This window comes from Romboutsia sp. 1001216sp1 (assembly GCF_039841805.1).
GTDB lineage: Bacteria > Bacillota > Clostridia > Peptostreptococcales > Peptostreptococcaceae > Romboutsia_C > Romboutsia_C hominis.
This window is the reverse complement of record NZ_JBDPHA010000001.1, coordinates 226,146-248,389: the sequence shown is the minus strand read 5'-3', so window position 1 is coordinate 248,389 and position 22,244 is coordinate 226,146. Positions and strand designations below refer to the sequence as shown.

Genomic DNA, 22,244 nt, shown 5'->3' with positions numbered 1-22,244 from the left:
CACCTATAATATTATAGGTGTCTTTTATTAATTAATATATATTATAAGTTATATTATCTTAGCAATGATCATGTCCTTTTTTGTTACAGAAGAATAAAAGGATTATTATTATAAATATAAAGCATTTATTATTATCATCGCAGTCGAAGTCGCAGTTAAATCCATTGTTACAAAGTAATAAAAGTAATATTATTAAAAAGTTATCATCACAAAAACAATTATTTTTTCCAAACATATTAAAACCTCCATTATATTTTTACTTAAGATTTAAATTAAAAGATATAATTTTTTATATCTAATAAATAATATGTACTAAATACAGGAAAAGTTACTAATTTCGACAAAAAAATAGAGTGAATTAGTTATGTAATTAAATCAATTAAAAATATAAAAAATTGTATATAAAAGGCACCTATGATATAATAGGAGCCTTTTTTTAATTAATAGATATTATAAGTTATATTATCTTAACAATGATCATGTCTTTTTTTGTTACAGCAGAATAAAAGAATTATTATTATAAATATAAAGAATACATTTCTATCGTTGCATTTATCATGGTGATCACATTCATTATGGTGATTACATTCATTATGATGATCGCAGTCCAATCCATCGTTACAAAGTAATAAAAGTAATATTATTAAAAAATTATCATTACAAAAAATATTATTTCCAAACATATTAAAACCTCCATTATATTTTTACTTAAGATTTAAATTAAAAGATATATTTTCATATATCTAATAAATAATATGTATAAAACACAGAAAAAGTTACTAATTTCGACAAAGTGATTGGAGTAAATTAATGAATTATGTAATTAATTTAAATAAAAAATAAATATATATATAAATGAGGCACCTATAATAGGTGCCTTTTGTTAATTAATATATATTATAACTTACATTATCTTAAGCAATTACCATGTCCTTTTTTATTACAGAAGAATAAAATGATTATTATAAATATAAAGAATTCGTTATTATTACATCTTCTATTGTTATCTTCACAATTGTCTCCATCATGGCCTCTACCGTGACCGCAGCCAAATCCATCGTTACAAAGTAATAAAAGTAATATTATTAAAAAGTTATCATCACAAAAACCATTATTTCTTCCAAATCCATTAAAGTCGTTTCCAAACATATTAAAACCTCCACTATATTTTTATTATTTAAGATTTAAATCAAAAGATATATTTTCATATATCTAATAAATAATATGTACTAAATACAGAAAAAGTTACTAATTTCGACAAAAATATTTAAAATTATACAAAAAGTATTTAACAAATTACTAATATATAAATTAAGCTTAGTAAAAAAGCAAAAGTCGAATTTATTGTATTTCAACATAAAACGAAAATATATAAAAAGGAAAGATAACAGCATTACTTGGAATAAATGATGTGGGTAAATCAATAATATTAAAATATATAAGTGGTCTTACTAAAACAGACAAAGATGAAACACTATGTAGTTAAGATTAAATTTTAATATGAAGATAAATTCATATTAAATATATCAATTTATTGACAATAAATATGTTATATTGGTTATAATTATATGATAGGTAAAAAATAATCATCTATTAGAAGGTAAATTTAATTAGGAGGAATCACAAAGTAAATGAAAGTTGAATGGAATAACAAATATACTACTATATCGGTGTATGCGATTATAGTTATATGCTGTAGTTTATTGTTTTTTAATATATTAGACAAACTACCAGCATTTACTGAAAACTTAAGTTGGGTTATGTCAACATTACAACCTTTTGTTATAGGATTTGTAATAGCATATTTACTTAACTTTATACTAGTATTTTTTGAAGAAAAAATTTTAGTGTTTGATTCAATTAAAAACATGAAACAAAAAGGTAAAAGAGCTATAAGTTTATTATTAACTTACACAACAGCTTTTATAATACTTTATTTATTTATACAATTTGTGTTACCACAGTTAGTAGACAGTGTGGTAGGACTTGTTAATGACATACCAACATATGTAAATAATGTAACTGTATTCATAGAAAGTCTAACTAAAAATATAGATTTAAACAATGAATATATGACTATAGCTGTAGGTAAGTGGAACGAATTTATAGACTATACTATAAAAATAATATCTAATTTAATTCCGGTACTTGGAGGCATGTTAAAAACTACTGCATCAGGTGTTTGGAATATAGTATTAGGCTTAATAATATCTATTTATATGTTAATAGATAAGGAAAAGTTCTGTGGACTTAGCAAAAAAGTAACTTATGCGATATTTAATAAAGCACGTGCTGACAAAGCTATTGAGTTAACAAATAGAGCTAATGATACATTTGGTAAGTTTTTAAGTGGAAAGATAATAGATTCAGCTATAATAGGTGTATTAACTTTCATTGTACTTACAATATTTAAAATGCCATATACATTACTTATATCAGTAATAATAGGTATAACTAACATAATACCATTCTTTGGGCCGTTCTTTGGAGCTATACCTTCAGTTATAATAATAATGTTTGTATCTCCAATTAAAGCATTATGGTTTATATTAATAATAATTATTATACAACAATTAGATGGTAATGTAATAGGACCTAAGATATTAGGAGATTCAATAGGAATATCAGCATTTTGGATATTATTCTCATTATTAGTAGCAGGAAAGTTATTAGGATTAGTTGGAATGATAATAGGCGTTCCTTTATTTGCTTGGCTATACTCTATAGTAAAAGAGATAGTGGAATATAGATTAAAGAAAAAAGGGCTGCCAGAAGATACAGAAAAATATATGTAATGCAAAGAGGCTGTTGTAGAATGATTAAATCTAATCATTTTGCAACAGCCTCTTAAATGTTATAAATTCTGAGAGTAACGTAATAACATTTATATTATTGACAAAAAGAATATAAATATACATAAAAAAATAATTTACTTGATTGAGTCAATTATACATTGTATAATGGAGGAAAAGCTTATTTTATATAAGAGTACTTAGCTATAAATTATTAATCATAATAATCACATCATTAGGAGGAAAAGTCTTATGAGTAGGGAGTTAGAATTAGAAGACAACGAAATAGTAAGAGCTAGTATGAAGTGTTATAGGAAAGTAAGCAATACTGAATTAGTATTAAATTTTTTAACCAATATGTTTGTAGCGAGTCAATCACTAGTTGCAGCAGGAGAAATCGTTAATGAATACATAGTTACATTAACAGATAAAAATTTATACTTAGAAGGAATATATCATGTACCATTAGGGGGATTATCCGAGGTAAACAATTTATCAAAGATACCCTTAAAAAATGTTGAGGATTTTATTGTAGAAGAAAAGGGGAAAGAAGAGTTAGTTACAATATTAGTAAGTAAAGGTAAAAATTTAAAATTAATACGTAAAAACAATGGTTGGACAAATGATGCTATGAAGATTAAAGAGCTATATTTTTAATATAAAAAAGAGCTATCTAATATTAGATGGCTCTTTTTTATGATTTATAATTATGATATAATAAGACAAAATTAAAATATATAAAGAAAGGAAGAGTTATGGCAGAAATAACTATAAAACTTACAAGAGATAATTTTAATTTTAGATTTAAGCAGTATGAAGGAATGTTTTTTAATGCAAGTATAAATGAAGGTAATGAAGTTGTAAGATACAAAATAACTAAAGATAAAGAAGGAAAAGAACTTAAGGAATTTGGTAATACACATATAAAAGTAAATCATATGTTGTATATACCTCAAATTGAAGCATATATAGATTTAAAAACATTAAAATAGAAAATACCCCACTTAAAGTAAATCAAGTGGGGTATTTTCTATTTTAGATAAACATTCTATAAACTAAAAGTATTATAAATATCACAAGTGCTATCTTAAAGACTAATCCACCTAAAAACTTAATTGCTTTTATAGTAATACCAATTAATACAATAGCCATAACTATTTTAAAAATTAAATCTATATTCATAAAATCACTCCTACTTACTAAGTTATAAATATTTATTAAAAAGCATTATAATGTTAATACATAAATGAACAAGCCACTTAAACTCATAATAAATATCATTTATACATAAATTAGATAAGATATTAGTATGCATGGCTATATACTACATAAAAATTAATTAAATATATCTACTATTACAATATTATTACAGAAAGACAAAAAATTAGCTAAAAATTGTAAGTTTGTTATATAATATATAATTATTAAAACAGATTACTAAAATAAAAGTAAAGTTTAAATAGGGAGTTAAATATGAGAAGTACAAAATTTTCAATACAAAATATAAAAAATATTCCAAAAGACCCAGCAATACATCATACTAAAGCAAGTTTGCTTGAGAAAATGGGTAAAATAGATAAAGCTATAGAAGTATATATAAAATCTGCAGAAGAAGGATATGTAAAATCTCAATATGCATTAGGTAATATATTTGAATCTAGAGGTCAATACAATGAAGCAGAAAAGTGGTATTCTATGGCATTTAGGAATGGACAAGAAGAAGCTGCTCTTAATCTAGGCAATATATATTTTATATCTAATGCTTATGAATATTCACTTTATTGGTATGAAAAATTGGCTACTTTAGGAGATTTACAAGCTCAAAACAATTTAGGAGTTGTTCATTATAAGCTTAAAGATTATATAAGATGTGAAAAGTGGTTAAAAGAAGCAGCTAAAGGTAATTTTGGTTTAGCTTGCTTTAATCTAGGTATACTTTATGAAAAATTAGGAAAAAAAGAAGAATCTATTGAATATTATAAGAAGGGTTCAGTATTATTAAATGAAGAATCTAAGTATAATTTAGCGATAATAAACTATATAGATGGTGATGATAAGTCAGCAATAAGCTTATATAAACATTTACATAAAGTAGGAAATTTAAAAGGATGTTTTAATATAGGCCTTATAATGGAGATTAATGAAGAATTTGAAGAGGCCGAAAGATATTATATAAAAAGTGCTGACAAAGGTTGTACAAAGTCTCAATATAGATTGGCATATATATATGATAGAGATGAAGATGATAAAAATGCTATAGAGTATTATGAAGAAAGTATAAAAAATGGATGTGCTTTAGCAAGCTATAGATTAGGAAACTTATATAATAGAAATAATGATATAGAAAATGCTAAAAAGTATTATGAGATAGCATCAAATTCAGATATAATAGAAGCTAAAAATAATTTAGCAGGTTTATATTTTGAAGAAGAGGATTATGAAACAGCGAAAAAGTATTATGAGGAATGTATAGAAGTAGGATTAATAGAATCTATTGAGAATATGGGTGATTTATATCATAAGATAAATGATATAGACAGTGCCATATCTTGTTATAGAAAAATAGAAAATAAGTTATCATGTCAAGTTAAGCTTGGGAAGATATATGAAGATAAGTGTGATTTTGAGAAAGCTTTAATGTGGTATAAAAGAGCTAGTGAAAATCAAGATGTAGAATCTAGCTATAAAGCAGGATGTATATATGAAGCTAATAATGATATAGAAAATGCTAAGAAGTATTTTAATATTGCCATATTAAAAAATCACATAAATTCAAGAATACATTTAGGTAGAATATACTTTGCAGAAGAAAATTATGAAGAAGCAAAGAAAATGTTTGAAACACCAGCGAATGATTCAAATATATATTCACAACACATGCTAGGTCTTATATATGATATTTTCTATAAAGACTATACAAATTCAAAGTATTGGTACGAAAAGGCTAGAAACCAAAAGTGCGAAGAATCTATATATAACTTAGGGCAATTAAGTTTAAAATTAAATGAAGATGAAGAAGCTAAAAAATACTATAAAGAAGGTTTTAATTTAGGAAATAAAAAATGTGAATACATGCTAGCTGGTATATATTATAAGAAAAGTTTAGATATGTATAAAAGTCTAGCAGAAGAAGAATATGATAATTCTAAGCAAATATTAAAGACAATGCCAGATCTGAGCATAAACTTTGATGAAGTACTTACTCCGCCATTTAAAGAAATTGATTTAAATGAGGAAGAAGAAGAATATGTACCAATATATATATTAGAAAAAGATGAGAATTTAAAATTACAATTTGAAAAACCATTAGAAGAAATGATAATAGATAAATAATAGAAGAAAATACCTCAAAGTAAAATATATTACTTTGAGGTATTTTTACCTTGAAACTAAATATATCATATATATAAAATATGTAGTTATTAAAAATAAACTTTCGTACTTTGTTATTTCTTTATCTTGAACAACAAATATATAAGAAAGTATTATAGCGCATATCATAAATATACTATCCAATATTAGTGCAGGCTCTAGAGATAAAGGAGAGATAAATGCTGATGCACCTAAAATAAATAAAATATTAAATATATTAGAACCAATTACATTCCCAACAGCAATATCGTTTTCACCTTTAGTGGCTGCAATAACAGATGTAATAAATTCTGGTAAAGAAGTACCAAGTGCTACAACTGAGATACCAATTAAGTGATCACTTACGCCAAAGGAATAAGCTATATTAGTTGCACAACTTACAACCATTTTCCCACCAATTATAATAGCTATAAGACCAACTCCTGAAATTAATAAAGACTTAGCTAAAGAATTATCTATAGATATAGAGGCTATATTTGTATTTGCTTCTAAAAATTCATAACTTTCTTTTAGTGACAAGTTTCTATTTCTTAATGCTTCTTTTATCATATCATATAAAAATAGTAAAAATAACAATAAAAGTATCATACCATCAATACGACTTATAGTTAAGTCTATTGACAAGTATAAAGCTATCATAGAGGTAATTATAAGTATTGGCATCTCCTTTTTTACTATTGATTTTCTAACCTGTAAATTTTTAATAAAAGCAGTTGTACCTAAAACCATCAATATATTAAATATATTAGAGCCAATAATATTTCCTAGAGATAAACCATTTTGATTATCTATAGAAGCTATTATACTAACTGAAACTTCAGGTAATGATGTACCAAAAGCTACAATAGTAAGTCCAATTAAAATTGGAGGAATTTTTAGTATAGTGGCAATATCTGATGAACCGTCAACAAAGTAGATAGCCCCTTTTATAAGCAGTAAAAAACCGAAAATTAGTAATATGTAATTCATACAATTACCTCCCAAAAATAAATAAGTAAATATAAGTTCACGCAACTTTATAATAAAAAACCTCCAAGGTAGAGCATGTCTGCCTCGAAGGTCTTGATTTATAAAAAACTTGTTAATCAAGTTATTTTACAAGGGTTCTATAATATATGAAAATTATATTATAGAATATATTAAAATTAATTGTTATATTATAATAGCTTATTTCTAGACATAAAGAATGTAACAACTAAGCAAATTAAAGCAGTAATAACCATTACAATCCAAAATCCATTAATATGATTTGCATAAGGAATACCTCCAACGTTCATTCCAAAGAAACCAGATACAATAGTAGGTATAGTAGTTATAAGAGTAACAGATGTTAAAAACTGCATAACATTATTTTGATTATTACTAATAATAGCACTAAAAGCATCCATAATTCTACTTAATATATCTCCATATATAGTGGCCATCTCTAAAGCCTGTTTATTTTCAACTATAACATCTTCTAGCAAATCTTCATCGTCAGAGTATTTTTTTATACTAGTAGTACGAACCATTTTATTTAAAACTAGTTCTATAGCTTTTAAAGAAGTAGAAAAATAAACTAATGATTTTTCAAGTTCTAGAAGCTGTATAAGTTCTTTATTTTTCATAGATTTAGTAACTTCTTTTTCTATAACGGTAGTTATTTTATTTATTTTTCTTAGATAATATAAATAATAACTAGCATTTTTATGAAGAATTTGAAGTATAAACCTAGTTTTTTTATAAGTGTAAAATTCTTTTATATGGCCTACAATAAAATCATTTATAATTTTAGTTTGAGCAGAACATACAGTAAGTATTGCATTTTCACACATTATTATACCAATAGGAATAGTAGTATAATGAGTTGAATTTACATCACTTTCATCAACTGGGATATCAATAAGTATAAGTGTATGATTATCTTCGACATCTATTCTAGAGCGTTCCTCCTCATCAAGAGCAGATCTTACACTATCTTCATCTATATTTAATAAATCAACTATCTCACTTATTTCATTTTGATTAGGTTCAACAAGATTTATCCAACAGCCATTTTCAAATGAATTTAACTTTTCTAATTTGTTGTCAATAGTCTTATAGTATCTTATCATGGCAACACATCCTTTATTCAATTTTATATAAATCTTATCACTTAGTATTATTAATTAAATGACTGATTTATATAAGAAGATAAGTAAATTAGCCATTTAAAAGATAATAATAAGTGATGCTTTTTAAATCAATATCCCCCAAAGGACTTTGATCCATTTTCCATCACTCTCCTATTAAAAATAATATTAAAAATTTTATATCCTTTAAATAGGATACCTTGTTATCAAACATAAATCAAGTTTTCAGTTAAAAATATATTAAAAAAATAAAGAATATAGCATGATTTATTTGATTAATAATAAAAAATTGTAATATATAGGAAAAATTATTAAATATAATATAAGTAGATAATATTTTTAGAGGGGGAGGAAGTAATATGAGATATAGAGAAATCGGAAATACTGGTGAAAAAGTGTCTATATTAGGATTTGGGTGTATGAGGTTTCCATTAAAGGATAATAAAATAGACAAGAAAAAATCAAGGGAAATGCTTATATATGCAATAGATAACGGTATAAATTATATAGATACAGCATACCCATATCATAATGGAGAAAGTGAAATATTTGTAGGAGAAGTATTAAAAGATGGATATAGAGAAAAGGTTAAATTAGCGACAAAGCTACCTTCATGGCTAGTAAATAAAAGAGAAGATATGTATAAATATATATATGAACAATTAGAAAAATTACAAACTGACTATATAGACTTTTATTTAATACATAATCTAAATAAGAAAGATTATACTAGATTAAAGGAAAATGGGTTATTTGATTTTATAAAAGATATAAAAGAAAGAGGAATAGTAAAACATATTGGTTTTTCATTTCATGATACATTAGATGTATTTAAAGAAATAGTAGATGACTATGACTGGGAATTTGCCCAGATACAGTATAATTACATAGATGAAGATTATCAGGCAGGTACAGATGGACTTATGTATGCTCGAGAAAAAGGATTAGGTATAGTTATAATGGAACCGCTTCGAGGAGGAGCATTAGTAAATAATTTATCTAGTGATATAACAAATATAATTAATAATAGCTTAACTAGTAGAAATGCTGTAGGATGGGCTTTTAAGTTTTTATATGATAAGAAAGAGATAGATGTAGTTTTAAGTGGAATGTCAAGTTTAGAACAAGTTGTAGAGAATATAAATATAGCTTCTAAGGAAGGTATAAAAGAATCTATGAGTAAATATGAAAAAGAAACGATAAAAGAGCTTAGAGATATGTTTAAATCCAAAATAAGAGTAAATTGTACTGGATGTAAATATTGTATACCATGTCCAAACAGTGTTAAAATACCAAACTGCTTTGAATTATTAAATAATGCATTCATGTTTAATGATATAGGAAAAAATAAAGAACAATACAATATGTTTTTAGTAGGGTCGGGAAATGATGCAAAAAAATGTGTAGAATGTGGATTATGTGAAGAGAAATGTCCTCAACATATAAATATAATAGAAAAGTTAAAAGAAGTTAAAGATACATTTAAATGATAAAAATATATTAGTTTTAGAAAATAAAAATAGACTAACATATGTTAGTCTATTTTTATTTTAAATTTTTAGCTTTAGAATTAGGAAATAGCCCTAGATTTAGGAGTGTAAGAGCATTTAAATACAATTAAAGCTAAAATTTAATTATCTATAACTTAGAAGTTAATTCTCTTATAACCTCATCAACAGAAGATAATTTATCTACTTTGTAGGCATTTTCACCACAAAATAGCAATCCATTATCAACATCTCCTTTTACTGCATTTATAAGAGCTTCTGATATACAATAAGGAGTAGTTTTAGGATTACAAGGAATTAAACAATTATAGCATTTAGTTATTTTAGGTGATGATATAGAATTACGTTCTATAAATTTATTGTGTATTGCACGACCAGGCATTCCAACTGGACTTACAACTAAATTTATATTGTCTTTAGTAGAATTTATATAGGTTTGTTTAAATTCATAAGATGCATCACACTCATAAGTTGCAACAAATTTTGTACCTACTTGTACACCACTAGCACCTAGATTTATATATTTTAAAACATCATCAGCACTGAATATGCCGCCAGCGGCTACCACTGGTATTTCTTTATTATATTTAACACTATAAGCTTTGGTAATTTTTAGTATATCTACAAATTCTTTATCATAATTAATGCTATCTATATTTTCTAGTTCACTTTTTTTGTAACCTAAATGACCTCCAGCTTTTGGACCTTCAACTATTATTAAATCAGCTGTAGTTTTGTCTTTTTTGTCCCACATTTTTAGGATAACACTACAAGCTTTAGCAGTTGAGACTATTGGTGCAATTTTTACTTTAGAGCCTTTAATTAAAGAAGGTAATTTAATAGGAAGACCAGCCCCAGATATTATAAGGTCAACACCAGAGGAAATAGCTTCCTTTACATGTTCTTCGTAGTAGTTCATAGCTACCATTAGATTAACACCTATTATTCCTTTATTAGAATTTTCTTTAGCTTTTATTATATGACTTCTAAGGGCCGATAAGTTAGCTCTTAGAGGGTTATATTCAAAATCTTTTTCATCATAGCCAATTTGTACGCCAGATATAACTCCTATACCACCAGCACGACTTACAGCAGCTGCAAGGGAAGATCTAGATACTCCTATACCCATTCCACCTTGTATTATAGGAACTTTAGCTATTAAATCTCCAATTTTTAATGCTTTAATAAAAAACGCCTCCTTAATATAAAAAAATTATATCAAATATTAATACCAGGTACTAATAATATTATATAATAAATTGTAAGAAAATAACAAGTAAATTTTTAGAAAAATAAAGATATTGTATAATGATATATTATAAAAATTTAAAAAGGTTACAATATTTAAACTATAAATAAATAATAAAAAAGTACTATAATGTATACATAGTAAAAAATAGGAAAAACTAATGAATATACATGAAATTTCAAAATAAATTCATAAATACTTCATATATTAAAGATATAATATAAGCAAAGGAGTGATAGATATGGGTATAATACTTATAACAGCAGTAATAGTTTGTGTTATGTATGGATTAACATTCTTATCATGTTTAAGCGAGAATCACATACTAGATGATATAAACCAATAGACGACATAAAATAAAATATTAAATAGATATAGAATAAACATAAAAAAGAAGTTTGCTATAAAAATAGCAAACTTCTTTTTTATAAAAGACAAATTAAGTATAAATTAGATATAATAGTGGATAATTAGATAACAAAAATTAAAAAATATATAATACAAAGTAAAAAGGGAGACTTAATATGAAAACAATAGGTATAGTTACAGATGGATTATCCACATTAGAGGTCTTTTTAAACAACAATATAAAGATGATATTCAAAGACAAATTAAAAATAAACAATTATTTTTTTAATAATCTACAAAAAGGTCAAAAAATCGATGATGATATAATTCTTGTCATGCTTAGAGATAGGTCTATAAAACTAAAAAATTATATAGATGATAGCAAGAAAATAATAATAATAAATAGAAGTGTAAAGCAAAAAGATATATACAGACTGTTTTCACTACCTAAAAATATAGATGTGTTAGTTGTAAACGATAACAAGGAAACAATACTTGAAACTATATCCATGCTATACCACATAGGTATAAATCACTTAAATTTAATTCCCTATGATAAAGAAAAAGAATACAAGGATATTAAAGTTTGTGTAACTCCTGGTGAAACACACTTAGTTCCTGATTATATAGAAGAAGTAATTGATATAGGGCATAGATTTATAGACATATCTACATTTCTACAAATAATAACCAAACTAAAAATCGATGAAAAAGAAGTAACACAAAGACTAATAAAATACTCTGAAGAAGTTATTAGTATACATTCAGGAATAAATCATACCTATAAAAATCTTACAGTAGAAAATGATGAGCTAAAATCTATTATAAAGTTATCTAAAAATGGTATGATATTACTTTCAAATGAAGGTATTATAAAAGTCCTTAATGAAAGTGTGAAAAATATTTTAGATATAAAAGAAGATATAATAGGTAAAAACATTAAAAATTTAGATGATAAAGAATTAAAAGATATATTAAATAAAGATAAGACAAAAGATGATAATGTTATTAAATATAAAGATAAGTATATAACAATAAACAAGCACACAATAAATAGCTTTGGTAAAAATATAGGGTCATATTTTTGTATACAAGAGGTAACTTATATAAAAAAATTAGAACAAAATTTAAGTAAAGTTCTTAAAGATAAAGGTCAAGTAGCTAGATATACTTTTGATGATATTAAAACTAATTCTATAAATATGGAAAATACAAAAAAGTTAGCCAGAAAGATATCTAAATCAGATTATACAGTTTTAATAACTGGTGAAAGTGGAACTGGAAAAGAGTTGTTAGCTCAGTCTATACATAATGATTCAAATAGAAGTAAACAACCTTTTATAGCTATAAACTGTGCTGCTATGCCTGAAAATTTATTAGAAAGTGAGTTATTTGGATACGAAGAAGGAGCATTTACTGGTGCATTAAAAGGTGGTAAAAAAGGACTATTTGAACAAGCTCATAATGGAACTATATTTTTAGATGAAATAGGGGATATGCCTATGTATCTTCAAACAAAGTTACTTAGAGTACTTCAAGAAAATCAAATTATGCCAGTTGGAGGACAAAGCGTAATAGATATTGATGTTAGAGTAATAGCAGCAACAAATAGAGATTTGCTTAAAATGATAAAAGAAGAAAAGTTTAGGGCAGATTTATATTATAGAATAAATGTATTACCTATACACATACCTCCACTTAGAGAGAGAAAAGAAGATATAGATATGATGCTTAAACATTTTATAAAAAGAAAAATTAAGGTAAGTGAAGATGTAAAAATTATAATAAATGATTATGATTGGCCAGGTAATATAAGAGAGTTAAGAAATACAGCTATGTATATAGATACTATGGCATCAAAAGATGAAGTTACTACAAATGATTTACCTCATAATCTAACTAATATAAAAAAGGATTATAAAAAAGATATAGATTATATAAAAAATAGAACATCTTTAGAAAAGACAGTAAAGGTAATGAAATGTATCAAAAATCATAATGACTTAAATAAATCATTAGGAAGAAGTGCTATACTTAAAGAACTTATAAAAGAAGATATACTAATAAGTGAAGGTGAAATTAGACATATATTAGAAGTATTAAAAGGAAGAAATATTGTAGTATCAAAAAGTGGTAGGAAAGGAAGCGAATTAAGTCAAAAGGGAATAGAGGTGCTTAAGTTATTAAAATAGGCAGTTAAGTAGGCAGATTTAACTGCCTATTTAACCTATAAATATATTTTAACATTATGTATTATTTAATAAGTAAAGTAAAAGTTTTCCTAAAACAAATATTGAAAAAATTTTTATGATTATTGCTATTTTTCTATTGAAAATATTCATGAAACTAGACTAAATTAACTCATAAAATGAGTGTATACCTTTATTAGAAGAACATCTGAAAATGTATAAAATTAAAAAATATATTAAGTTAATGGACTTAAAAATTATACAAAATATCTAAATATAAAAAAATAAAATACAAATTTGGCATAGTGTTTGCTTAAAGTAATTGATGTACAAAAGATTATAGTTATAATCTAAAAATAATAGAAGAATTGGAGTGCATTAATTTATGACAAACAAAAAGCCTATAGTAGGTATATCAGGTAGCCTTATAATAGATGAAGGAGGAATGTTTCCAGGATACGAAAGAGCATATGTAAATAATGACTATGTTCAATCAGTCGCTATGTGTGGGGGTGTACCTTACATAGTTCCAATGGTTTATAATGATGAAATAATAAGAGAACAAGTAAAAAATATAGATGCTCTTATTTTATCTGGAGGGCATGATGTAAATCCCTTAAATTGGGGAGAAGAACCACATCAAAAATTAGGTGGAATACTACCTAAAAGAGATGCTTATGATTTTAAATTATTAAAATATGCCTTAGAAATGAAGAAGCCAATTTTAGGTATATGTAGAGGAGAACAAGTTATAAATGTATGTGAAGGAGGTAGCTTATATCAAGACTTATCTCTAATAGATGGATGTTATATAAAGCATAATCAAGGTCATTTATCAAATGTAGCTACACATACAGCCATAATAAGAGAAGGTACGAAGTTACATAATATATTAGGAGAAAGTGAGATACATGTTAATAGTTTTCACCATTTATCTGTAAATGAGTTAGCTAATGGATATATAGTTTGTGCAGAATCTAAAGATGGAGTAATTGAAGCTATAGAAAAAGAAGGAGAAGAATTTGTATTAGGAATTCAATGGCATCCAGAAATGATGACAAAGGATTATCCTATCATGCAAAAGCTATTTAAGGCATTAATAACAGAAGCAACTAAATAATTATAAATATATATTTTGGTGGAGGAAGACTATGGAAAGTAGTAAAAAATTAGGTTTTTGGAGTATAGTACTTCTAGGCATTAACTCAATCATAGGTTCAGGTATATTTGGATTGCCAGGAGAGGCATATAAAATGATAGGACCTGCAAGTATTGTTGTACTAGTATTTTGTACAGTACTTGCAGTATCTATAGCGCTTTGTTTTGCTGAGGCAGGAAGTTGGTTTGATGAAAATGGTGGACCATATCTTTATGCTAAGGAAGCGTTTGGTCAATTTATAGGTTTTGAAGTTGGATTTATGAAGTGGGCTATAGGTATGATAGCTTGGGCAGCTATGGCAAACTTTTTTGCAATAACGATTTCTACTGTTTGGCCTCAAGCAGCAGATCCATTTACTAAAAATGTTATAATAGGTGTAGTATTAATAGGTCTTGGAATAGTAAACATAATGGGTGTACAAGCATCAAAAGTTTTAAATGATATAATAACTATAGGTAAACTTGTTCCATTAATATTCTTTATAGTTGTAGGAATTTTCTTTGTAAAAGGTGGTAACTTTAAACCGTTTGTAATTGTACCATCTGGTGAAGCTACAACAACAGCATTTGTTGCAGCTGCAATATCATTATTTTATGCATTTACAGGATTTGAATCTTTGGCAGTTGCAGCAAAGGATATGGAAAATCCTAGGGAAAACGTTCCAAAAGCTTTAATTACAGTGATGGCAATAGTATCAATTGTATATGTGTTTGTTTTAGCTATAAGTGTTGGTGTATTAGGTCCTAAGTTAAGTGGAGCAGCAACACCTGTAGCAGATGCAGCTAAATCAATGGTAGGTAATATTGGAACTTATATAATAACAATAGGAACAGTAATATCTGTTGGTGGTATAAATATAGCAGCATCTTTCTTAACACCAAGATCAGGGGTTGCATTAGCTGAACAAGGATTAGTTCCAAAGTGCATAGCTAAAAATAATAAAAAAGGTGCTCCATATATAGCAATAATAATAACAGTTGTTGGAACTCTTTTAATAGCTTGGTCAGGTTCATTTAAATTTTTATTACAAATAAGTGTTATATCTAGATTTATACAATATATACCAACATGTATAGCAGTATTAGTATTTAGAAAGAAATATAAAGATAAGCAAGTAAGATTTAGAATACCAGGTGGAGCATTTGTACCAATATTTGCAGTATTAATTAGTTTATGGCTATTAATAGAAGCAGGAATTAGTGACCCTATGAAGATAGTATGGGGACTAGGTGGATTACTAATAGCTGTACCATTCTATTTCTATATGACTAAAGTGTATAAAGTTAAAAATGTTGAATAATAAATAGTATCTAGAATTAATATTTTAGAAATATAAAAAAGAACACTTTAGAGAATTACTAAAGTGTTCTTTTTATAAACTATTTATTAGCTTGTCTAGATTTGTTGTATTTTAATCTATCATGCTCATTTAAGAATTTCTTTCTAAGTCTTATAGCATCTGGAGTTATTTCAACTAACTCATCATCTTCTATAAATTCTAAAGCTTCTTCTAATGTGAATGTTCTAGCAGCTTGTAACTTAACTGCTTCATCAGTACCAGAAGCACGAACGTTAGTTAATTTCTTATTTTTACAAGGGTTAACAGTCATGTCATCTTTTCTAGAGTTCATACCTATTATCATACCTTCGTAAACTTCAACAGCAGGGTCAACAAACATTTGAGCTCTTTCGCTTAATGCATTAAGAGCATAAGCCATAGTAGTACCAGCTGTTTGAGCTATTAAAACTCCGTTAGTTCTTCCAGGTATTTCACCTTTATGTTCTTCATATCTCTCAAATGATCTAACTAAAGAACCTTCTCCACGAGTATCGTTTATGAATTCACTTCTGTATCCAAGTAATCCTCTTGTTGGAGCGATGAATGTTATTTTAACATAGTCACCTTCTATTTCCATAGCTTCCATCATTGCTTTTCTTAGGTTTAATTTATTTATTACAGTTCCTGAGTAAACTTCTGGACAGTTAACTATAACTCTTTCCATTGGCTCTAATAACTTACCATCTTCTTTTATAAATAAAACTTCTGGTTTAGAAACACCTATTTCGTATCCTTCACGTCTCATGTTTTCTAAAAGGATAGATAAGTGAAGCTCTCCACGTCCTGATACTCTGTATCCATCAGTTGTGTCTAATGGCTCAACTTTAAGACCAACATTAACTTCTAATTCTTTGTCTAATCTATCTTTTAAGTGTCTTGTAGTTACGAACTTACCACTTTTTCCGCAGAATGGAGAGTCATTAACTAAGAAGTTCATAGATAAAGTAGGTTCTTCTATGTGTATCATTTCCATTGGAATTGGATTGTCACTATCACATATAGTTTCACCTATAGATATATCACTTATACCAGCTATAACAACTATATCTCCAGCATAAGCTTCATCTTTTTCAACTTGGTTTAATCCTTCATAAACTGTAAGCTTAGATATTCTTCCTTTAGCTACTGAACCATCAGCTTTACATATAGAAACTTGAGAACCATTTTTTATAGTTCCTTTGTAAACTCTACCGATTCCAAGTCTACCTACATAGTCATCATAAGCAAGTGCAGATATTTGTAATTGAAGAGGTTCTTCACTGTAATCAGGGTATGCTTCAACATGTTCAACAACAGTTTCAAATAATGGAGCTAAGTTAGTACTTTCATCGTCCATTTCTTTCTTAGCTATACCTTGTTTAGCTATACCGTATATTATTGGGAATTCACATTGCTCATCAGTTGCGTTTAAGTCAACGAATAAGTCAAATACTTCATCAACAACTTCTTCAGCTCTTTGATCTTGCTTGTCTATCTTGTTTATGAAAAGTATTGGTCTAAGTCCAGCTTCTAAAGATTTTTGTAAAACGAATCTTGTTTGAGGCATTGGTCCTTCACTAGCATCAACTAGTAATATAACTGTATCAACAGTCTTTATAACACGTTCAACTTCAGAAGAGAAGTCACTATGTCCTGGTGTATCTACTATATTTATCTTGTAGTCCTTATAGTTTATAGAACAGTTTTTAGAATATATTGTTATACCTCTTTCTGCTTCAAGGTCATTACTATCCATTACACAGTCTTTAACTACTTCATTATCTCTAAATGTTCCAGATTGATGTAAGAAAGCATCAACTAAAGTTGACTTACCAGCATCAACGTGGGCTATAACCGCTATGTTTATTATTTTGTTTTTTGACATTGAATATGCTCCTTTCGCATTAAAATAACTTATTTAGTATAGCACAGTATAACTGTGTATACAAGATACTAAAACTTAAAATAAAAGTATAACAATGAATATATTTTATGTAAAAAAAAATAATTTAAAGTTAATTTTAAAGATAAAAAATAAAAGTTAGTTTTTTTATCTAAGGGAAAATGTTTGTGGTAAAGGGTAGATATGTATTAAAAATTTTGAATAGAATTTAGATTGCATTTTTTAGTTTAATGAAAATAACAATGAGGAAATCAATAAATACAAATAAAAAATATTAATTAAATGAAAAAATCCTACCTATTTATATAGGTAGGATTTTAATGTCTAAAATATGTCTAAAAATTATTATAATATAAATTTAAAAATCTTAGTTAATATTAAATTATTTTTTGAATATTCCAAATGGCTTACCAACAGGTAAAAATACTCTTCCAAAATGAGCATTCAGTACTGAAGCAGCAGAACCATAGAATGAGAATACTGCTATAAGCATTTCTGAGTATGCAGCAAATGTATGAGTTGCTTCTGACATTATACCGAATGAACTTAAAGTAAGCCCTATAAATAAGCAGTCTATAAGTACAAATATTATAAATAATACTTTATGTGTCTCCATTGCACCTATAGTCATATATAAAGTAAATATTAGGTAACCTAAGTATGCAAAACCTAATTGCTTAACATCTATAGTAGAAGCTAAAGCTTGTCCAAATACTCCATTTTGAATTAACCATACTAATCCAACTGAGTACCAGAAAAATGCATATCCACCAAATGCAGTAGCTCCAAATGTATTGTTATGTTTAAAATCGTTTATACTTGCCATTAATTGGGCAGATGCTCCTAAAAATATTGCCCATGGGATAACAAAAGATACACCAGAAGTTAATCCTAACTTTTGAGATGATGCAACTAATGTTATCATTGCTAATCCAAAAAGCCCTAATGCTGAAGGATCAGCAGTTACAACTTTAACTTTAGTTTCGTTCATGATTTCCTCCAAAAAAATTTATTTATAATTATATAAGTTCATCTTTGTATACAATATACTTTATTCATAACAAAGACTAAACTATAATAACATCTTTATTGACAAAAACGCAAGAGAAAATTCAAAAAAATTCAAATTGAATAAAATTTATAAAAATATACAAATGTTTACTGTATATTTTTATAGGGTAATAATAATTTAAAATAATTAATTAAATAAGGAGAATGAAAATGATTAGAGTGTGTCCATATTGCTCAAACGTTGATGTTAATAAATTAAAAGAAATAGCTGGAGAAGAAAATGTAAGTACAGGATGTATAGGTGTTTGTAGAATGTATTCAAAAGAGGCTGTAGCTAAGATTGATGGAAATCTTGTTATAAAGCAAACAGAAAAAGAGCTATTTGATATGATAAAAAAATAAAAAAATACCATGATTAATCATGGTATTTTTTATGCTTAAGGAAATTATGATACTTTAAAAACTGTGTATAATTATTGTAGTCAAGTAATACCAATAAGTTTAGTTGATCGAAAAAAAGATATTTTGAGCAACTGATGAAGTCATTGGCGACACGAAGTGTTTCTCTGACACGTCGCTTAGGCGAAGTAAATTTTTTATCATATATAAAAGGAAAGGGATATATATAAATTAATTAATATATATAATTCAGAAAATCGATAAAAAAATCTATCTATAAATATACAATATAAATTAAAACAAAAACATGGGAAATATTAGTGTGGGTAATATGAACAAAGAAGGCAAAAACAGTTCTTGGAATTACATTTATCTCGTCACTTATGTTGGTAGGATGTAGCTCCACTAAAACTTCAAATGTTGATCAATTTGTAGTACTACAAAATTAAAATGCAAGAATGAATATAAATCTATCAATAGATAATATATATTTTAAGATATCAAAAGGATTTAATACGATAGTAAACTTATACGAAAGTAGTGAAGTAGATAGAGTTGGTGGTCCAAAAATTAGAAACTGTATATAATTATAAAATTCCCCTTTATTTTTTAAAGGGGAATTTTATATAAAAATATATTTATTTGAGAATATATTCTTTGTGAAGTATCCAATTATTATCTATCCACTTATATATTGAAATATTATCAAAACTGCAATAGAAATCACAAGGGATATTATTTACATAATCCCACAGTTCATTAAACTTACTTCTTATTTTTTTAGAACTTATTGTAACATGGAATATTTTATCCTTACCATCATGGCTATCAAAGTTTATATAATTTATAGAGGAAAGTTCATCTATAAGTTTATCATGAACAAATTTAGCATCATTACTCATAAAAACTTTCATATATATAACTCGATCATCAAAATGATCATATCCATGGATTTCATAAGGTGTAGCATCATTAGAATTAGAAAATATATTTAATGTTTTTTCTAATTGCGAAATATCATCACTTTCAAAAGGGGATTTTATAGTAAAGTGAGCAGGCAGTTTAGAAGATTTAACACCAAACTTATCAAAGACATCTTTTCTTAAAGTGTTATTAAATTTGCCTGCATCTTTTTTTAAAACACTAACTATTACATATCTCAAATGTTTACCTCCAAGTATATTTATACTAATTTTTAACAAATATTTCATAAAGAATTCATATAAATATTATAAAATGAAATACAACATATATTTATATATTAAGTTAAAAGGTTACAGTATTTATACCAATTATAGTATAGACACATGTTATATATAAATATACAATATATTATAAGGTTATGATTATCAATGTATAATCACAATAATAAAAGGATGGGATGAAAAATGAGCTTTTTTAAAAAACTAAAAAATATAGTGGATGCAAAGGCTAACAAAGCGTTAGATAAGCATGAAAATCCAATTGAAATGTTAGAACTATCTATAACTAAAAAAGAAAAGTTATTACAAGATGCTAAAAAACAATGTGCAAACTTTATAGCATCAGTAGATGGAATTAGAAATGAGAAAAAAGATATACAAGAAAAAATAGATAAATATGAAGAAGCCACTAAAGTTGCTATACAAAAGGAAGACAATGAAAAAGCGCAAAACTTTGTAAAACAAAAATTAGAACTTCAAGGAAAATTAACTCAAACAGAAGCTAGAATAAAAGAACAAGATGAAAAAATACAACTTGTAAAAAATAAAATATCAGACTTAGAAATAGAAATATCTAAAATGAAATCTAAAAAGCAAGAATTAGCTACAAGACTTGATGTTGCTGAAATAAATAATGATATAAATGAGACATTAGCTGGTTTAAATGATGATCATGGTATAAACTTAGATGAACTAGAAAAGAAAGTTGCTCAAAAGGAAAGCTATGGTAAAGCATTAGAAGATTTAAAACCTAAAGACGAAGATGAACTTTTAGATGAATATATAAGTAGTTCTCCATCAGTTGATGATGAAGTAGCTAAAGAATTAGAAAGAATAAAAGAACAAATGAAAAAATAAGTAGATTATATTAATCTATTTAAATATTTGTAGATGAATGCTTCGTTTAAATACCAAATCATAAAAGTTGGTTATATAGACGAAGCAAATTTTTTTTATTAGTTAATGTAAGGGGTGCAAAGTTATGGCAAATGAAATAATACAAAGCGAAAAAGACAAATATAAAAAGATTTACTCAGATATAATGTTTTCTTATGATGACTTAAGACAAATGTTAGATGAAAATGAATTAAATAAAAGAACATTTATAAATAAAGTTGAAACATTAAAAGATTATATGGACTTTTTAGATAGATTAGAAAGTGAAAGTAAAAAAGATAAAGGCTTTTTTAAAAAATTATTCAGTAAAAGTGATGATATAGAATCAAAAATTAATAATTATTTAACTATAGATAAAAAAAGGGATATAGATAAACTACAAAAGTGTAGCAAATGTAAGTGTATAAATTGTGCATCAAATTGCATGGTTAATTCTTGTTTAAATTGTAGAGAAGAAGAATATGTATATGGATGTGATAAAAAAACTGATGCATTTACTAAAACAAAGGAAACTGTGACTTTATACGATGGTAATAAAGAAATAATATTTAATGTAGCAGGATACTTAATAGAAAAAAGTGATAGCAATATATTTAGATATGTATATTTAATTGATTCAAAAGACTATGATAATCAACATTTATTAAGATACTCTAAATTTAAAGGGGAAGAAAATTATGATTCTGTAATAGTTGATGATAGTCAAGATGAACTTATAAGACTTAATAATAAATTTATAGAACTAGGGCTTACAGTATAGTGAAGAAAAATAAGTTAAGATTATTT

At 26.1% G+C, this 22,244-nt stretch carries 22 protein-coding genes; 12 read left to right on the top strand and 10 right to left on the bottom strand.

The genetic code is table 11. The annotated features are described in order from the left end of the window. Positions 1-58: 58 nt before the first annotated feature. The 3 genes from ABHC41_RS01315 to ABHC41_RS01305 form a co-directional block, all read right to left on the bottom strand. A complete protein-coding gene (locus ABHC41_RS01315; protein ID WP_176698699.1) occupies positions 59-235 on the bottom strand; it encodes a hypothetical protein in 177 nt (58 codons plus the stop codon). Positions 236-467: 232 nt separating this feature from the next. Next, a complete protein-coding gene (locus ABHC41_RS01310; RefSeq protein WP_092926694.1) occupies positions 468-683 on the bottom strand; it encodes a hypothetical protein in 216 nt (71 codons plus the stop codon). A gap of 226 nt (positions 684-909) precedes the next feature. Beyond that, complete coding sequence (locus tag ABHC41_RS01305) at positions 910-1,149, bottom strand: hypothetical protein (protein WP_092926692.1); 240 nt, start codon at positions 1,147-1,149, stop codon at positions 910-912. A gap of 482 nt (positions 1,150-1,631) precedes the next feature. Between ABHC41_RS01305 and ABHC41_RS01300 the strand changes: the two genes are divergently transcribed. The 3 genes from ABHC41_RS01300 to ABHC41_RS01290 all read left to right on the top strand — a co-directional run bounded on the left by ABHC41_RS01300 (position 1,632) and on the right by ABHC41_RS01290 (position 3,784). Further along, entirely contained in the window at positions 1,632-2,795 is a 1,164-nt protein-coding gene (locus ABHC41_RS01300) for an AI-2E family transporter (RefSeq protein ID WP_092926690.1), read from the top strand. A 249-nt stretch (positions 2,796-3,044) separates the two neighbouring features. After that, on the top strand, positions 3,045-3,449 hold the full coding sequence (locus ABHC41_RS01295; protein WP_092926688.1) for a hypothetical protein: 405 nt from the start codon (positions 3,045-3,047) through the stop codon (positions 3,447-3,449). 107 nt (positions 3,450-3,556) lie between these two features. Continuing rightward, entirely contained in the window at positions 3,557-3,784 is a 228-nt protein-coding gene (locus ABHC41_RS01290; protein WP_195237128.1) for a hypothetical protein, read from the top strand. Between the two features lie 43 nt (positions 3,785-3,827). Here ABHC41_RS01290 and ABHC41_RS01285 read toward each other — a convergent pair whose 3' ends face one another. Continuing rightward, positions 3,828-3,974 carry a hypothetical protein gene (locus tag ABHC41_RS01285; protein ID WP_347553573.1) on the bottom strand — a complete coding sequence of 49 codons (147 nt, stop codon included), beginning with the start codon at positions 3,972-3,974 and terminating at the stop codon, positions 3,828-3,830. A gap of 291 nt (positions 3,975-4,265) precedes the next feature. On the opposite strand from ABHC41_RS01285, the gene ABHC41_RS01280 reads away from it, so the two are divergent. Then, a complete protein-coding gene (locus ABHC41_RS01280) occupies positions 4,266-6,125 on the top strand; it encodes a sel1 repeat family protein (RefSeq protein ID WP_195236928.1) in 1,860 nt (619 codons plus the stop codon). 45 nt (positions 6,126-6,170) lie between these two features. Here ABHC41_RS01280 and ABHC41_RS01275 read toward each other — a convergent pair whose 3' ends face one another. Together ABHC41_RS01275 and ABHC41_RS01270 are read right to left on the bottom strand one after the other, a co-directional pair. Continuing rightward, positions 6,171-7,133 (bottom strand): calcium/sodium antiporter, encoded by a 963-nt coding sequence (locus tag ABHC41_RS01275; RefSeq protein WP_166505075.1) that lies wholly within the window; start codon positions 7,131-7,133, stop codon positions 6,171-6,173. A 188-nt stretch (positions 7,134-7,321) separates the two neighbouring features. Further along, on the bottom strand, positions 7,322-8,257 hold the full coding sequence (locus ABHC41_RS01270; protein ID WP_092926682.1) for a magnesium transporter CorA family protein: 936 nt from the start codon (positions 8,255-8,257) through the stop codon (positions 7,322-7,324). A gap of 377 nt (positions 8,258-8,634) precedes the next feature. Between ABHC41_RS01270 and ABHC41_RS01265 the strand changes: the two genes are divergently transcribed. Further along, positions 8,635-9,765: an aldo/keto reductase gene (locus ABHC41_RS01265; RefSeq protein WP_092926680.1), complete on the top strand. Its 1,131-nt coding sequence runs from the start codon at positions 8,635-8,637 to the stop codon at positions 9,763-9,765. Positions 9,766-9,913: 148 nt separating this feature from the next. On the opposite strand, the gene ABHC41_RS01260 is transcribed toward ABHC41_RS01265, so the two are convergent. After that, a complete protein-coding gene (locus ABHC41_RS01260; RefSeq protein ID WP_166506228.1) occupies positions 9,914-10,969 on the bottom strand; it encodes a nitronate monooxygenase family protein in 1,056 nt (351 codons plus the stop codon). Between the two features lie 587 nt (positions 10,970-11,556). On the opposite strand from ABHC41_RS01260, the gene ABHC41_RS01255 reads away from it, so the two are divergent. The 3 genes from ABHC41_RS01255 (at position 11,557) to ABHC41_RS01245 (ending at position 16,028) form a co-directional block, all read left to right on the top strand. Beyond that, the gene (locus ABHC41_RS01255; RefSeq protein ID WP_092926676.1) at positions 11,557-13,572 is read left to right on the top strand and encodes a sigma 54-interacting transcriptional regulator; all 2,016 of its coding nucleotides are present in this window, start codon (positions 11,557-11,559) and stop codon (positions 13,570-13,572) included. Positions 13,573-13,954: 382 nt separating this feature from the next. Then, entirely contained in the window at positions 13,955-14,689 is a 735-nt protein-coding gene (locus ABHC41_RS01250; protein WP_195236930.1) for a gamma-glutamyl-gamma-aminobutyrate hydrolase family protein, read from the top strand. A 31-nt stretch (positions 14,690-14,720) separates the two neighbouring features. Further along, positions 14,721-16,028, top strand: coding sequence for an APC family permease (locus ABHC41_RS01245; protein ID WP_092926672.1), 1,308 nt, complete (start codon positions 14,721-14,723; stop codon positions 16,026-16,028). Between the two features lie 79 nt (positions 16,029-16,107). On the opposite strand, the gene typA is transcribed toward ABHC41_RS01245, so the two are convergent. After that, complete coding sequence (gene typA / locus ABHC41_RS01240) at positions 16,108-17,931, bottom strand: translational GTPase TypA (RefSeq protein ID WP_092926670.1); 1,824 nt, start codon at positions 17,929-17,931, stop codon at positions 16,108-16,110. A 400-nt stretch (positions 17,932-18,331) separates the two neighbouring features. After that, complete coding sequence (locus ABHC41_RS01235; protein WP_092926668.1) at positions 18,332-18,940, bottom strand: GPR1/FUN34/YaaH family transporter; 609 nt, start codon at positions 18,938-18,940, stop codon at positions 18,332-18,334. A 230-nt stretch (positions 18,941-19,170) separates the two neighbouring features. Between ABHC41_RS01235 and ABHC41_RS01230 the strand changes: the two genes are divergently transcribed. Both ABHC41_RS01230 and ABHC41_RS01225 read left to right on the top strand, forming a co-directional pair. Next, positions 19,171-19,362 (top strand): DUF1450 domain-containing protein, encoded by a 192-nt coding sequence (locus ABHC41_RS01230; RefSeq protein WP_092926666.1) that lies wholly within the window; start codon positions 19,171-19,173, stop codon positions 19,360-19,362. Between the two features lie 455 nt (positions 19,363-19,817). Further along, the gene (locus ABHC41_RS01225; RefSeq protein ID WP_271891992.1) at positions 19,818-19,946 is read left to right on the top strand and encodes a hypothetical protein; all 129 of its coding nucleotides are present in this window, start codon (positions 19,818-19,820) and stop codon (positions 19,944-19,946) included. Between the two features lie 51 nt (positions 19,947-19,997). Here the strand turns inward: ABHC41_RS01225 and ABHC41_RS01220 are convergent, their stop codons facing one another. Then, entirely contained in the window at positions 19,998-20,522 is a 525-nt protein-coding gene (locus ABHC41_RS01220) for a 2'-5' RNA ligase family protein (RefSeq protein ID WP_092926664.1), read from the bottom strand. Positions 20,523-20,747: 225 nt separating this feature from the next. On the opposite strand from ABHC41_RS01220, the gene ABHC41_RS01215 reads away from it, so the two are divergent. Together ABHC41_RS01215 and ABHC41_RS01210 are read left to right on the top strand one after the other, a co-directional pair. Then, positions 20,748-21,419, top strand: a complete 672-nt coding sequence (locus ABHC41_RS01215) for a PspA/IM30 family protein (RefSeq protein ID WP_271891991.1) — start codon at positions 20,748-20,750, stop codon at positions 21,417-21,419. Between the two features lie 124 nt (positions 21,420-21,543). Continuing rightward, complete coding sequence (locus ABHC41_RS01210) at positions 21,544-22,218, top strand: hypothetical protein (RefSeq protein WP_092926660.1); 675 nt, start codon at positions 21,544-21,546, stop codon at positions 22,216-22,218. The last annotated feature ends 26 nt before the right edge of the window (positions 22,219-22,244 follow it).